This is a genomic window from Pseudomonas sp. NPDC096950, assembly GCF_044762525.1.
Taxonomy (GTDB): Bacteria; Pseudomonadota; Gammaproteobacteria; order Pseudomonadales; family Pseudomonadaceae; genus Aquipseudomonas.
The window spans coordinates 81653-95798 of record NZ_JBIWEL010000012.1; the positions used below are offsets into that span (position 1 = coordinate 81653).

Genomic DNA, 14146 nt, shown 5'->3' on the forward strand with positions numbered 1-14146 from the left:
CCACTGCCTTCAGGTCATAGCACCGCTGATTTGGCGGCGCGCAGCAATCGATCGGACAATTCGCCTGGCCCTAGCGCCCGCGCCAGAGCCAAACCACCGACCATCAAGGCCATGTCGGCCAAGGCTTTGTCGGTGTCTTCCGGGCTGGCCGCCAATTGCGCGACCATCAGTTCCACGTGTTCATTCAGCGCCACACGGAATTCATCCGGCAGACGCCCCAGTTCACCGACCGAAGCCGGAATCGGGCACGCTGAGCTAGAGGAATCACGGTGTTTGCGCGACAGGTAGAACGCAGCGACCAATGCGCGGCGTTCTTCGCCGGTCAATTCGGCGTCCATGTCGGCAATCAGCTCTCGACGGTGGCCGAGCAACTGCTTGAACGCTTCCAGCATCATCGCGTCCTTGCTTTCGAAGTGCGCATAGAAGCCACCAACCGTCAGGCCGGCCGCGCCCATCACTTCGCCCACGCTCGGCTCGGCCGGGCCGCGCTGGATCAGCGCTGCGCTGGCAGCCTTGAGGATGCGTTCGCGGGTTTGAGCTTTTTTATCGTTCATCGTTGCCTCCGAATATTACGACTAGAATATTATTCGCATAATAAATTTGCGCAAGTCATGGGTGTGACCGCTGGTCTGAAGAACAGTTTTGAAGAAAAAGGAGAATTGGCCAAACGCCAGACAAACAAAAGGGCCATTCAATAATTGAATGACCCTTATAAATCCCGCAGAGCGGGTAATCGTGGCGTCCCCTAGGGGACTCGAACCCCTGTTACCGCCGTGAAAGGGCGGTGTCCTAGGCCACTAGACGAAGGGGACACAAACCCTTCTATACAACTGATCAACGCTGAGTGTTGATCGCCTCAAGGCCGGTGTGGCCAGACCTTGAGTTGTAAAATTGGTGGAGCTAAACGGGATCGAACCGTTGACCTCTTGCATGCCATGCAAGCGCTCTCCCAGCTGAGCTATAGCCCCTCATCGCTGAGGACGGGGCGAATCTTAATGGCGCATCGGAAGGCTGTCAAACTTATTTTTAAAATATTTCAAAGTTTTTTGCCGACATAACAATCACTTACCGCCAAACCCCATAAATCCGAGGCCATACCCGTTCCTGTAGCAGCTGCCGCAGGCTGCGTTCGAGTGTGCAACACTCGCGATTCGGCTGCCCTGCCCTTTCAGACAGATTGTGTCGCTGCCGTAAGGGGCCGCTACGCAGCCCAACGCAGCCTCCGGCAGCTGCTACAGAGTACGGTGGGAATCAGGCGATATTGCCCAACAGTTTTTCCCACTCCTTGTTTTCCTTCTTCGACACGCCACCGAGCAAGTCGAGGGCCTGGCGCAGACGGAAACGCGTCAGGTCCGGGCCGAGGATTTCCATCGCGTCGAGCACCGACACCGAACTCGCCTGCCCGGTGATGGCAGCAAACATCAGCGGCATCGCATCGCGCAGTTTCAGCTCCAGAGACTCGACCACGGCCTGGATGGTCGCGGTGATGCTGTCCTTCTCCCACTGACGCAGGCTTTCGAGTTTCCACAGGATCAACTGCATCAACTGACGAACCTGATCACCCGAGAGCTTCTTGGACTCGAACAGCTTCGCGTCCGGGTTCACGCCACCGGCGAAGAAGAACCCGGCCAGCGGTGCGACCTGGCTAAACGTTTCAACCCGGCCCTGCACGTGCGGCGCGATCTTCATCATGTACTCAGGGTTCAGCGCCCAGGTCTGCAAGCGGCTGGCGAACTCTTCCACCGGCAAATCACGCAGCCACTGGCCGTTGAGCCACGACAGTTTCTCGATATCGAAAATCGGCCCGCCGAGGGACACACGGCTCAGGTCGAAGTTGTCGACCATTTCCTGCAGCGAGAACTTCTCGCGCTCGTCCGGCATCGACCAGCCCATGCGGCCCAGGTAGTTGAGCATCGCTTCCGGCATGAAGCCCATGCGCTCGTAGAAGGTCACCGAGGTCGGGTTCTTGCGCTTGGACAGCTTGCTCTTGTCCGGGTTACGCAGCAGCGGCATGTAGCACAGCTCCGGTTGTTCCCAGCCGAAGTATTCGTACAGCAGAATCAGTTTCGGCGCCGAAGGCAGCCACTCTTCACCGCGCAGCACGTGGGTGATGCCCATCAAATGGTCATCGACCACGTTGGCCAGGAAGTACGTCGGCAGGCCGTCAGTCTTCATCAGCACTTGCATGTCCATGCGATCCCACGGGATCTCGACGTCACCACGCAGCATGTCCGGCACCACGCACACGCCTTCGCTCGGCACTTTCATGCGGATCACGTGAGGTTCGCCAGCGGCCAGGCGACGCGCGACTTCTTCTTTCGACAGCAACAGCGCTCGGCCGTCGTAACGCGGGGTTTCGCCGCGGGCCATTTGCTCGGCGCGCATTTGGTCCAGCTCTTCGGCGGTGCAGAAGCACGGGAAGGCGTGGCCCATTTCAACCAGTTGCTGGCAGTACTTCTGATAGATGTCGCCACGCTCGCTCTGGCGGTAAGGACCGTGCGGGCCGCCGACGTCCGGGCCTTCGCTCCAGTCGATGCCCAACCAGCGCAGGGCGTCGAAAATCTGCTGTTCGGACTCGCGGGTCGAACGCAATTGATCGGTGTCTTCGATCCGCAGGATGAACTCACCGCCATGCTGCTTGGCAAAGCAGTAGTTGAACAATGCGATGTAAGCGGTACCTACGTGGGGGTCCCCGGTAGGCGATGGCGCGATGCGCGTGCGGACGGTGGTCATGGCAAGTCTCGAATGAAGATAAAACAAAGGGCGAATGGTAACAGGCGATACCCGCCCGGCTCCAGTCAGCAGGGCATTTAAGCCAAGGTTGCGTCTACAACGCCCGTATGCCGTGGTGAATGGCCGAATATCAGCCGATGGCATTTACCGTTTATCGGCTGTATGCCAGATTCTCCTGCTGATAACTTTCCTTACACTTCTCGACTACAGTCTGCCCCATGCCTGCCCAACTCAAGCGTCGCCTGTTCATTTTCCTGTTGATCGTCCTGTTGATCGCCGGGGGCTTCTTTGCCCATTGGTTTTTCAAGGGGCGCTTTTATGAAAGCACCGACAACGCGTATGTCCAGGGCGAGATCACCCGCGTCTCCAGCCAATTGGGCGCACGCATCGATGAAGTCCTGGTGCAGGACAACCAGCACGTCGAGAAAGGCCAGTTGCTGATCAAGCTCGAGGGCGACGACTTTCACCTCGCCGTCGACCGCGCCAACGCCGCCCTCGCCATGCGCGAAGCCGAACGCGTGCAAGCCCAGAGCAAACTGACGCAACAAAGCAGTCTGATCGCGGCGAGCGATGCCCAAGTCGCGTCCAGCCAGGCCAGCCTCAGCCGTTCGCAGATTGATTTGTCCCGCGCCGAAACCCTGCGCAAACCCGGCTATGTCTCGGAAGAACGGGTGACCACCCTATCCGCCGACAACCACATTGCCCGCTCGCAAGTGACGAAGGCCCAGGCCGATGCGCAAAGTCAGCGCCAGCAAGTCAACGCCCTGAGCGCCGAAATCAAACGCCTCGACGCCATGATCGCCAACGCCAAGACCGAGCTGGCCCAGGCGCAACTTAACCTGACCCGCAGTGAAATCCACGCGCCTATCAGCGGCCTGATCGGTCAACGCGCCGCGCGCAACGGCCAATACGTGCAGGCCGGCGCTTACTTGCTGTCGATCGTCCCGGACCAGGACATCTGGATTCAGGCCAACTTCAAGGAAACCCAGATCGGCCACATGCAGCCCGGCCAGAAAGCCGAATTGACCTTCGATGCCTACGGCGACACGCCGATTGAAGCGCGGGTCAACAGCCTGTTCGCCGCTTCCGGGGCGCAGTTCAGCCTGTTGCCGCCGGACAATGCCACGGGCAATTTCACCAAAGTCGTACAACGGATTCCGGTAAAACTGACGTTCGCCGCGGACAATCCGCTGCACGGCAAGATCCGCCCGGGTATGTCGGTCAACGTCAAAGTGAACATCAAAGACGCCCCTGACGATGGCCGGTGATCAACTGATCCGCCCGGCCGGGGAACCGACCCGGCGGGACTGGATCGCGGTGATGAGTGTGATGCTCGGCGCCTTCATGGCGGTGCTCGACATCCAGATCACCAACTCTTCGCTCAAGGACATTCAGGGCGCGTTGTCGGCGACCCTGGAAGAAGGCTCGTGGATTTCCACCTCGTACCTGGTGGCGGAAATCATCATGATTCCGCTGACGGCGTGGCTGGTGCAGCTGCTGTCGGCGCGGCGCCTGGCGGTGTGGGTGTCGCTGGGGTTTCTCGGCGCCTCGCTGCTGTGCTCGATGGCCTGGAGCCTCGAAAGCATGATCGTCTTCCGCGCCTTGCAGGGCTTCACCGGCGGCGCGCTGATCCCGCTCGCCTTCACCCTGACGCTGATCAAACTCCCGGAACATCACCGCGCCAAAGGCATGGCCATGTTCGCCATGACCGCTACCTTCGCCCCTTCCATCGGCCCGACCATTGGCGGCTGGCTCACGGAAAACTGGGGCTGGGAATACATTTTCTACATCAACATCCCGCCCGGCCTGCTGATGATCGCCGGCCTGATGTATGGCCTGGAGAAGAAAGAAGCCCACTGGGAACTGCTCAAAAGCACCGACTATATGGGCATTCTCACCCTCGGCGTCGGCCTCGGCTGCTTGCAGGTGTTTCTTGAAGAAGGTCATCGCAAGGACTGGCTGGAATCGACCCTGATCGTGAGCCTGGGCAGCATTGCGCTGTTCAGTTTGATCACCTTTGTGATCGTGCAGTTCTCCAAACCGAATCCGCTGATCAACTTGCGCATCCTCGGTAATCGCAATTTTGGATTGTCGAGTATTTCCAGCCTGGGCATGGGCGTCGGGTTGTACGGCTCGATCTATCTGTTGCCGTTGTATCTCGCGCAGATCCAGAACTACAACGCCCTGCAGATCGGCGAAGTGATCATGTGGATGGGGGTGCCGCAGCTGTTTTTGATTCCGCTGGTGCCGAAGTTGATGAAGTTCATCCCGCCGAAATGGTTGTGCACCATCGGCTTCGGGCTGTTCGGGTTGGCGAGTTTTTCCTCGGGCGTGTTGAATCCGGACTTTGCCGGACCGCAGTTCAATCAGATTCAGATCATCCGCGCGCTGGGCCAGCCGCTGATCATGGTCACCATCTCGCTGATCGCCACGGCGTACATCCTGCCCCAGGACGCGGGGTCGGCGTCGAGCCTGTTCAATATCCTGCGTAACCTCGGCGGCGCGATCGGCATCGCCCTCCTCGCCACCCTGCTGGATGCGCGGACCAAGACGTATTTTGATTACTTGCGCGAATCGATTGTGCCGAGCAATCCGCAGGTAGCGGAGCGCATGGCATCGATGGCGGACCGGTTTGGCAGCGACACGGCGGCGCTGGGCAAGATGAGTGAAATCGTGCATCAGCAGGCGTCGATCATGGCCTACAACGATGCGTTTCATTTTGTCGGGATTGCGCTGGGGATCAGTATGTTGGCGGTGTTGCTGACCAAGGCGTTGCCGGCGGGGTTGAAGGCTGGCGAGGCGCATTAAGACCGAGTCGCGCCCTTCGCGAGCAGGCTCGCTCCCACAGGGATCACATTGAACCTTGTGGGAGCGAGCCTGCTCGCGAAGAGGCCATAACAGCCGCTGCAAAACTCAGACTGAGATCAACCGCTCCCGCAACTTGCCAATCTCATCGCGCATCTGCGCCGCCGCTTCGAACTCCAGATCCCGCGCCAATGCGTACATCTTCTCTTCCAGCGCCTTGATCCGCTTGGCGACTTCGCCCGGCGAACGCAATTCCGCTTCGTATTTGGCGCTCTCTTCGGCAGCCTTGGCCATGCCTTTGCGCTTCTTGCTGCGCGAACCCGGCACCGTGGCGCCTTCCATAATGTCGGCGACATCCTTGAACACACCTTTAGGCGTGATGCCGTTGGCCAGGTTGAACGCAATCTGCTTATCGCGACGGCGCTCGGTCTCGCCGATCGCCCGCTCCATGGAGCCGGTAATCCGGTCGGCATACAGAATCGCCCGGCCATTGAGGTTCCGCGCGGCGCGGCCAATGGTCTGGATCAGCGAGCGCTCGGAACGCAAGAAGCCTTCCTTGTCCGCATCGAGAATCGCCACCAGCGACACTTCCGGCATGTCCAGGCCTTCACGCAGCAGGTTGATCCCCACCAGCACATCGAAGGTGCCGAGGCGCAAGTCGCGGATGATTTCGACCCGTTCAACGGTGTCGATGTCCGAGTGCAAATAACGCACCCGCACGCCGTGGTCAGCGAGGTAATCGGTCAAGTCTTCGGACATGCGCTTGGTCAACGTGGTGACCAGCACCCGCTCTTCCAACGCCACGCGCTTGCCGATTTCCGACAGCAGATCGTCGACCTGGGTCAGCGCCGGACGGATTTCGATTTGCGGGTCCACCAGTCCGGTCGGGCGCACCAGTTGCTCGACCACGCGACCGGCGTGTTCCGCTTCGTAATTGCCCGGCGTTGCCGAGACAAAAATCGTCTGCGGGCTGATGCTTTCGAACTCGTCGAAACGCATCGGCCGGTTATCCAGCGCTGACGGCAGGCGGAAGCCGTATTCCACCAGCGTCTCTTTACGCGAGCGGTCGCCCTTATACATGGCGCCGACCTGCGGCACGCTGACGTGGGATTCGTCGATTACCAGCAAGGCGTCGGCCGGCAGGTAATCGAATAAGGTTGGCGGTGCCTGACCGGATTCACGGCCCGACAGGTAGCGCGAGTAGTTTTCGATGCCGTTGCAGTAACCCAGCTCAAGGATCATTTCCAGGTCGAAACGGGTGCGCTGCTCCAGACGCTGGGCTTCCACCAGTTTGTTGTTGGTGCGCAGGTAATCCAGGCGCTCCTGAAGCTCGACCTTGATCCCCTCGATGGCGCCCAGCAGGGTTTCCCGTGGCGTCACGTAGTGGCTTTTCGGATAGAACGTGAAACGCGGCAACTGCCGGGTGACTTCGCCGGTCAGCGGATCGAAGGCGGAAATTTTCTCCACTTCGTCATCAAAGAGCTCGATGCGGATCGCTTCAAAATCGGATTCCGCCGGGTGGATGTCGATCACGTCGCCACGCACACGGAAAGTCGCCCGGGCAAAATCCATGTCGTTGCGGGTGTATTGCAGGTCCGCCAGACGACGCAGCAAGGCGCGTTGATCGAGCTTGTCGCCGCGATCCACGTGCAAGACCATTTTCAGATAGGTTTCCGGGCTGCCCAGACCGTAGATGCAGGACACCGTGGTGACGATGATGGCGTCCTTGCGCTCCAGCAGCGCCTTGGTCGCGGACAGTCGCATCTGCTCGATGTGGTCGTTGATCGACGCATCCTTCTCAATGAAGGTGTCCGACGACGGCACGTAGGCTTCGGGCTGGTAGTAGTCGTAATAGGAAACGAAGTATTCGACAGCGTTGTTCGGGAAGAACGCCTTGAATTCGCCGTACAACTGCGCGGCCAGGGTTTTGTTCGGCGCCAGCACCAGGGTCGGACGCTGCACCTGGGCGATCACGTTGGCGATGCTGAAGGTCTTGCCCGAACCGGTCACACCGAGCAACGTCTGGTGCGCCAGCCCGGCTTCGATGCCCTCGACCATCAGGCGAATGGCTTCCGGCTGGTCGCCGGCGGGCTCGAAGCGGGTGACTAGCTGGAATTCAGACATGAAATACCTCTGGTTTCACCCCCGCACGGTCAAACCGGCAGGAACGAGAAAGACCGCAAACGACCGACGCCGCCCGAGGAAAAAACTGGATTGTGCTCAATGTGGAGCCGATTGCCCGCGCTTTCAAGGCAAACGTCCTACATCCCTCGAAGTCTTTGACGATGCCAATCGACTAACGGTCGAAAAATAATCGGAAAAACTTACCGTAAAAGGCGAATCGTCTGTCGCCATCAATCGCAGATGGCCTCTATACTAGCTCCCCGTTTGTGCACCGCTCTAGTGCATTCGGCTGGAGCGCGACACGTCCCTCCACACTCCATTCAGAGCCGCCGCAAAAATGAGCCTGTTCTCCGCTGTCGAAATGGCACCACGCGATCCAATCCTGGGCCTCAACGAAGCATTCAACGCCGATACCCGTACCAACAAGGTCAACCTGGGGGTCGGTGTTTACTGCAACGAGGAGGGGCGAATTCCACTCCTGCGCGCCGTTGTCGAAGCCGAGACGATTCGCGTCGCTCAACACGCTTCCCGTGGCTACTTGCCCATCGACGGTATTGCCGCCTACGACCAGGCCGTGCAAAAACTGCTGTTCGGCAATGATTCGCCGCTGATCGCCTCCGGTCGCGTCCTCACTACCCAAGCCGTTGGTGGTACTGGCGCACTGAAAATCGGTGCCGACTTCCTCAAGCAACTGCTGCCGAACGCTGTCGTGGCGATCAGCGACCCGAGCTGGGAAAACCACCGCGCGCTGTTCGAAACCGCCGGTTTCCCGGTGCAGAATTATCGCTACTACGATGCCGCGACCCACGACGTTAACCGTGCCGGCCTGCTGGAAGACCTGAACGCCCTGCCGTCCGGCTCGATCGTTGTGCTGCACGCCTGCTGCCACAACCCGACCGGCGTGGACCTGAGCCCGTCGGACTGGAACAACGTACTGGACGTGGTGAAAGCCAAGGGTCACGTACCGTTCCTCGACATGGCCTACCAGGGTTTTGGCGACGGTATCGACGAAGACGCCGCCGCTGTGCGTCTGTTCGCCGAGTCGGGCCTGACCTTCTTCGTGTCCAGCTCGTTCTCCAAATCGTTCTCGTTGTACGGCGAGCGCGTTGGCGCCCTGTCGATCGTCAGCGAATCGAAAGAAGAAAGCGCCCGCGTGCTGTCGCAAGTCAAACGCGTGATCCGCACCAACTATTCCAACCCGCCGACCCACGGTGCAAGCATCGTCGCCGCCGTGCTCAACAGCCCGGTACTGCGCGCGCAGTGGGAAGAGGAACTGGCCGAAATGCGCCTGCGGATTCGCGGCATGCGCATCCAGATGGTTGAAGCGCTGGCGAAGCAAGCCCCGCAGCGGGATTTCAGCTTTGTCGGTCGTCAACGCGGCATGTTCTCCTACTCCGGCCTGACCGTTGAGCAAGTGACCCGCCTGCGCAGCGAGTTCGGCATCTACGCCCTGGACACCGGCCGCATCTGCGTGGCTGCACTGAACCAGAGCAATATCGACGCAGTGACCAAGGCCATCGTTCAGGTGATCTGAGTCTCGCGCGGTACAAAAAACGGGAAGCCTTTGGGCTTCCCGTTTTTTATTTGTCGCAGATAAGTGTCAAAGCGATGTCTGCGCCCTCTAAACTGCACACAGATCCAATGTGGGAGCGGGCTTGCTCGCGAAAGCGGTGTATCAGGCAACTTCGCTGTCGACTGACACTCCCTCTTCGCGAGCAAGCCCGCTCCCACAGGGTTTTGTGTATACCCTGGAATATCGACGAGAACCCACATGAAAAACGATGACCTACGCGCTGACCGGGACGAGCTGGAGCATTTCGCGCCTCGTACGCCGACCAAACGCGGCAACAACCTGGTGCTGCAAGTGGCTGCAGGCGTATTTCTCGGCGGGCTGGCCTTATGGCTGGTGCAGCTGGCCGCCACGTCGCTGTATGCCAAGCTGATGCTCGGCACCTTCACCTTCGGCGGTTAAGCCAGTTCGGTTGCGCGCTGGCTGGCGGCGTCGTCATAAGCCACGTAAAGCGATTCGGCCACCTGGCTTTTGATCGCCTTGGCGCTTTCCAAGCCAAGGACGAAGCCTTCAGCCTTGCCACCGGCGCGATTCAAATCGTCGGCGGTGCTGGCCTGAGTGATGGCGTCGAACAGTTTCTCCGCGTGAGGGCCGACACCCTTGGGCAGGCTGATCTGGGCGATGCTCATGCGAACACCCCGTTGTTGTGCGATGTGAGTGCTGGATGATTCATGGCGCTTACCTTTTCGGCGAATGGCCGGTAGCGCGTGTCACCACTTCCGGGCAGCTATGGTAGACCTCTACCACGATTCTGGTAACCGCCAATCAGCGCTAAAACACCACTCATGCCATTGAATCGATGAAGTTAGCAATGGATGCTTGACTTCTCTTTTTGAATCAGTAACATACACGCCATTCCGCGATAGCTCAGTTGGTAGAGCAAGTGACTGTTAATCACTGGGTCCCTGGTTCGAGTCCAGGTCGTGGAGCCAGACAGCAACATCGAAAAGCCCCTGAATCGAAAGGTTCAGGGGCTTTTTTGTGGGCTATGGAAAGTCAAAAGATCGCAGCCTTCGGCAACTCCTACACAGGATTCGCATTCACCTGTAGGAGCTGCCGAAGGCTGCGATCTTTTGATCTACAGCCCTTTTAGCGGGTGCAGCCGTCAGACATGCTCCCCACTTTTCGAATGCGCCGCCCGTGGCTCTGCATGCCCATGGTCGGCCTCGATGATCGGGATCTCCTTGCCGTCGCAGTCATGCAGTTTGCCTTCGCTGAAGTAATCCCCTTCGCGCAACGCCGCCAGGTCCTGGTAGCGCAGGACGCGTTCGGTGCCGGCCGCAAACACTGACTGCTGGTCCGAGTTGCCGGTGGTGAAGTGGTTGAAGGTCAGGTTCAGCACAATGGCCATGATCGCCGACGAGCTGATGCCCGAATGGAAGATCGTCGCGAACCAGCTCGGGAAGTGGTCGTAGAAGTTCGGCGCAGCGATAGGGATCATGCCGAAGCCGATGGAGGTGGCGACGATGATCAGATTGACGTTGTTGCGGTAGTCGACCTTGGACAACGTACGGATGCCGCTCGCCGCCACGGTGCCGAACAGTACGATGCCGGCACCGCCGAGTACTGAGGTCGGTACGGCGGCGATAACCCGGCCCATGAACGGCAGCAAACCAAGAATCACCAGGAAGATGCCGCCGGTGGCGACCACGAAGCGGCTCTTGATGCCGGTCACGGCCACCAGTCCGACGTTCTGGGCGAAGGCACTTTGGGTAAAGGAACCGAAGATCGGCGCGATCATGCTCGACAGCATGTCGGCGCGCAGGCCATTGCCCAGGCGTTTGGAATCGACTTTGGTGCCGATGATCTCGCCCACCGCCAGGATGTCTGCGGAGGTTTCCACCAGGGTCACCATGATCACGATGCACATCGACAGGATCGCGGCGAAGTGGAAAGTCGGCATGCCGAAGTGGAACGGTGTCGGGAAGCCGAACATCGGGCCTTGAGTGACGGACGAGAAGTCTGCCATGCCGAGGAACACTGCGATCACCGTGCCGATGACCATGGCCAGCAGGATCGACAGCCGGGAGATGGTCGCGCTGCCGATCTTGCTCAACAGCAGCACGAGCACCAGGGTCACCGCTGCCAGACCGATATTCGCCATGCTGCCGAAGTCCGGGGCATGGCTGTTACCGCCCATGGCCCAGCGTGCGGCCACTGGCATCAGCGTCAGGCCGATGGTGGTGATGACGATGCCCGTGACCAGCGGCGGGAAGAACTTGGTAATTCGCGAGAACACCGGTGTGATCAACAGGCCGATCAGCGAGGCGGCTATCACCGCGCCGAGGATCGACTGGAAGCCGCCCTCCCCGCCACTGCTGACAATCGCCACCATGGTCGCGACGCCCGAGAACGACACGCCCTGTACCAGCGGCAACTGGCAGCCGAAGAACGGTAAGCCCAGCGTTTGAAGCAACGTCGCCAAGCCCCCCGCAAACAATGAAGCAGCAATCAACAAACCGATGTCCGCCGGTGAGAGCCCGGCCGCCTGGCCGATGATCAAGGGTACTGCGACGATGCCGCCGTACATGGTCAGAACGTGTTGCAGGCCGTAAGCCATATTCGCGCCGATCCCAAGGTTTTCATCCTCGGGCCGTTGGTGTGAAACATGGGGCGTTTTCATGGTTGGGGGGTTCCCTGGTTTTTGTTATGCGCACACTGTATGCAAGACTCAGGACAAATGTCTATAGAGTTGTATACAACTGGTCAGCCAAATTATGAACATCTGGTCATCCTGCTCGCGGAACGGCGCACCTGAGCCAGCAAAAACCTTGCAATACATCCATCCCTGCATATCCCCCTCCCCCCGCTAATCTTTTGCCTTCATGGCGACCGCCGGCACGGATGCCCTCTTTTTTATACATATAAAGTATGCATAATGAAGCCATTCGCAATTCAGTATGACAAAGCAAAAAATGCAGCCAACAAACTCAAGCATAGAGGCGTCAGCCTTGCAGAAACCGAGCCAGTATTTGATGACGAGCGAGCGCTGACGTTGCAGGACCTCGATCACGATGAACAACGATGGATCACCATGGGCCAGGATGCCAAAGGACGTGTGCTGGTGGTTGCCTACACCTGCCGCGACCCGAATATCGTTCGAATTATTTCCGCGCGCATCGCCACCAGAAACGAGCGCCGCCAATACAGGGAGGCATGACCATGAAAGACGAGTACGACTTCAGTAACGCCAAGCGCGGGGCGATTGCCTCCAGCAAAGGCAAGACCCGCATTACCATCATGCTGGATGACGCCGTTATCGAGGCAGCTCGCACGCTCGCGGAGAACGAGGGCTTTGGGTATCAAACGGTGATCAACAACACGTTGCGCCAGGCGCTGCTCAGCGATAAGGGGCCAACGGCGAAGGACGACCCACACAGCGGTGTCAGGGGCGGCCATCTCAAAAAAGGCGTAACGGCGACCGATCTGAAATGCCTGGAGAAAAAACTCGCAGACGCCCTCAGCGAAATCCATCGGGTGATGGAGCCGGATGTCCGGCCCTAGGCAACAGCCCCGATACGTCGCCCTGGACAGGCTCCAGGGCGGTGATCAAAAAGAAAAATGAGCTACGGTAATGGCGATCTGCTGCGGGAGAATTCAGTGAAACAGCCATCTCTTTTCAGGCTTCTTGCGATGCTGCTAATGGTGTTCGCCGGCAGCGCCAGAGCTGAACTCGCCTGTGATGATTTCTTGGCAAAGCTTGGCAACAAGCCCGCGCTCATCGAGTTTCAGGGTTGCGAGCAGTCAGTTGATCGCCAGGGACAGCCGTTCTCGGCCCGCTACCAAGTGTCGGGCGCCAACGCCGCTAAAGCTGAACACTACCTCAAGCAACAATTTGGCCTGCCTGCCCTCAAGCGAGTGTGTTGCGTATGGGAATCGACGGCGCATTTCTATCGAGACAAGCAGACCGACATTGGTTACTTCATCGGGATGGGTTCAGGAGAGACGCTGGTCCACGATCGAAAATCCTGGCCAGCCATCGACTACTTTTACATCAGCGTCGATGCGTATGCGGAGGATCCCTGAACGCTGCCCTGCGACTCGGTCAGGACTGTTCCTTGGGCTCAATCAAGCGCTCAAGCACCTGCCGCAACCGAGCATTCACCGGCACCCGAATCCCGAACTCGCCTTCCAGCAGCCCGATCAACTCATCCACATCCGTCACTTGGCGCCGTTCGCTTTCGCTGCCGATCCGATGAATTGCAAAGCTGCCGTTGTTCAATGTGCGCCGCCACCCTTCCCCGGTACGCGCCACCATCAGCTGTTTGACAAACGACGAATCAGGATGGGTCGAGACGTACCAGTTGCCGACGGTGTAATCGATGTCTTCCTGGCGTTGCAGGTCGAAGATATACATCCCCCGCCACTCATCCCCGACCTTCGCGCGAAGGGTGTAACCGTCGACATGTTGTTCGATGCGATAGGGTTCGTGGGGGGTGGGCTGTTCGTCGGTGCTATCGAGCAGCAGAGGTGCGGTGGGCACCATGCCGCCGAAGCCAACGTCGGTGATGTAGCGCACGCCGTCCAGGATCACCAGGCTCAAGCGGTGGGTGCGCGCCGTCCACGCCCCTTCGGGCTGGCCCATGACCACACGGCCGCTGATACCGCGAGCATCAAAGCCCAGTTCCTGCAGCAAGGCGAGGAACAGGTTGTTCAGTTCATAGCAGTAACCGCCGCGCCCTTGGTGCAGGGCTTTATCCTCCACGGACGGCAAGTCGATGAGCACCGGCTCGCCCGACAACGTCGTGAGATTCTCGAACGGAAATGCACCGGTATGGCGCAGTTGAAGTTGACGCAGGGTTTCCAGCGTGGGCGCGGGAGGCGTGCTGAAACCCAGGCGTTGCAAATACAGATTCAGATTCTTGAGGCGTGGCTCGCTCATTGCTCAGTCCTTATGCGCGGGGCCGCGGATCG

Annotated in this window: 13 protein-coding genes and 3 tRNA genes; 8 read left to right on the plus strand and 8 right to left on the minus strand. The window is 59.2% G+C overall.

Annotated features, from left to right (window positions below; translation table 11 throughout):
* Positions 1 to 14 precede the first annotated feature (14 nt).
* The 4 genes from ACIQY3_RS19090 to gltX all read right to left on the minus strand — a co-directional run bounded on the left by ACIQY3_RS19090 (position 15) and on the right by gltX (position 2733).
* Positions 15 to 554 (minus strand): TetR/AcrR family transcriptional regulator, encoded by a 540-nt coding sequence (locus ACIQY3_RS19090; protein ID WP_054054121.1) that lies wholly within the window; start codon positions 552 to 554, stop codon positions 15 to 17.
* A gap of 182 nt (positions 555 to 736) precedes the next feature.
* Positions 737 to 812, minus strand: a tRNA-Glu gene (locus tag ACIQY3_RS19095).
* A gap of 80 nt (positions 813 to 892) precedes the next feature.
* A tRNA-Ala gene (locus tag ACIQY3_RS19100) sits at positions 893 to 968 on the minus strand.
* Between the two features lie 283 nt (positions 969 to 1251).
* A complete protein-coding gene (gltX, locus tag ACIQY3_RS19105; RefSeq protein WP_403022147.1) occupies positions 1252 to 2733 on the minus strand; it encodes a glutamate--tRNA ligase in 1482 nt (493 codons plus the stop codon).
* Between the two features lie 218 nt (positions 2734 to 2951).
* On the opposite strand from gltX, the gene ACIQY3_RS19110 reads away from it, so the two are divergent.
* Together ACIQY3_RS19110 and ACIQY3_RS19115 are read left to right on the plus strand one after the other, a co-directional pair.
* Complete coding sequence (locus tag ACIQY3_RS19110; protein ID WP_403022149.1) at positions 2952 to 4001, plus strand: HlyD family secretion protein; 1050 nt, start codon at positions 2952 to 2954, stop codon at positions 3999 to 4001.
* Between the two features lie 49 nt (positions 4002 to 4050).
* Positions 4051 to 5541 (plus strand): MDR family MFS transporter, encoded by a 1491-nt coding sequence (locus tag ACIQY3_RS19115; protein ID WP_403022347.1) that lies wholly within the window; start codon positions 4051 to 4053, stop codon positions 5539 to 5541.
* Positions 5542 to 5646: 105 nt separating this feature from the next.
* Here ACIQY3_RS19115 and uvrB read toward each other — a convergent pair whose 3' ends face one another.
* Positions 5647 to 7662, minus strand: coding sequence for an excinuclease ABC subunit UvrB (uvrB, locus tag ACIQY3_RS19120; RefSeq protein ID WP_403022151.1), 2016 nt, complete (start codon positions 7660 to 7662; stop codon positions 5647 to 5649).
* Between the two features lie 337 nt (positions 7663 to 7999).
* On the opposite strand from uvrB, the gene ACIQY3_RS19125 reads away from it, so the two are divergent.
* Positions 8000 to 9196 carry an amino acid aminotransferase gene (locus ACIQY3_RS19125; protein ID WP_403022153.1) on the plus strand — a complete coding sequence of 399 codons (1197 nt, stop codon included), beginning with the start codon at positions 8000 to 8002 and terminating at the stop codon, positions 9194 to 9196.
* A gap of 237 nt (positions 9197 to 9433) precedes the next feature.
* The gene (locus tag ACIQY3_RS19130; protein WP_403022155.1) at positions 9434 to 9634 is read left to right on the plus strand and encodes a hypothetical protein; all 201 of its coding nucleotides are present in this window, start codon (positions 9434 to 9436) and stop codon (positions 9632 to 9634) included.
* Here ACIQY3_RS19130 and ACIQY3_RS19135 read toward each other — a convergent pair.
* Positions 9631 to 9861, minus strand: coding sequence for a hypothetical protein (locus ACIQY3_RS19135; RefSeq protein ID WP_010456061.1), 231 nt, complete (start codon positions 9859 to 9861; stop codon positions 9631 to 9633). The two genes, ACIQY3_RS19130 and ACIQY3_RS19135, sit on opposite strands and share 4 nt — an antisense overlap.
* A gap of 227 nt (positions 9862 to 10088) precedes the next feature.
* Here ACIQY3_RS19135 and ACIQY3_RS19140 point away from each other — a divergent pair.
* A tRNA-Asn gene (locus ACIQY3_RS19140) sits at positions 10089 to 10164 on the plus strand.
* Between the two features lie 173 nt (positions 10165 to 10337).
* On the opposite strand, the gene ACIQY3_RS19145 is transcribed toward ACIQY3_RS19140, so the two are convergent.
* Positions 10338 to 11855 carry a nucleobase:cation symporter-2 family protein gene (locus ACIQY3_RS19145; protein WP_403022158.1) on the minus strand — a complete coding sequence of 506 codons (1518 nt, stop codon included), beginning with the start codon at positions 11853 to 11855 and terminating at the stop codon, positions 10338 to 10340.
* 255 nt (positions 11856 to 12110) lie between these two features.
* On the opposite strand from ACIQY3_RS19145, the gene ACIQY3_RS19150 reads away from it, so the two are divergent.
* Genes ACIQY3_RS19150 through ACIQY3_RS19160 form a run of 3 tightly spaced genes read left to right on the plus strand, consistent with a single transcriptional unit; the run spans position 12111 to position 13258 of the window.
* Complete coding sequence (locus tag ACIQY3_RS19150) at positions 12111 to 12392, plus strand: BrnT family toxin (RefSeq protein WP_403022160.1); 282 nt, start codon at positions 12111 to 12113, stop codon at positions 12390 to 12392.
* A 2-nt stretch (positions 12393 to 12394) separates the two neighbouring features.
* Positions 12395 to 12736, plus strand: a complete 342-nt coding sequence (locus ACIQY3_RS19155; protein WP_403022162.1) for a BrnA antitoxin family protein — start codon at positions 12395 to 12397, stop codon at positions 12734 to 12736.
* A gap of 57 nt (positions 12737 to 12793) precedes the next feature.
* Positions 12794 to 13258, plus strand: coding sequence for a DUF4952 domain-containing protein (locus ACIQY3_RS19160; protein ID WP_403022164.1), 465 nt, complete (start codon positions 12794 to 12796; stop codon positions 13256 to 13258).
* Positions 13259 to 13277: 19 nt separating this feature from the next.
* Here ACIQY3_RS19160 and ACIQY3_RS19165 read toward each other — a convergent pair whose 3' ends face one another.
* Positions 13278 to 14114, minus strand: coding sequence for an arylamine N-acetyltransferase (locus tag ACIQY3_RS19165; protein ID WP_403022166.1), 837 nt, complete (start codon positions 14112 to 14114; stop codon positions 13278 to 13280).
* Between the last annotated feature and the right edge of the window lie 32 nt (positions 14115 to 14146).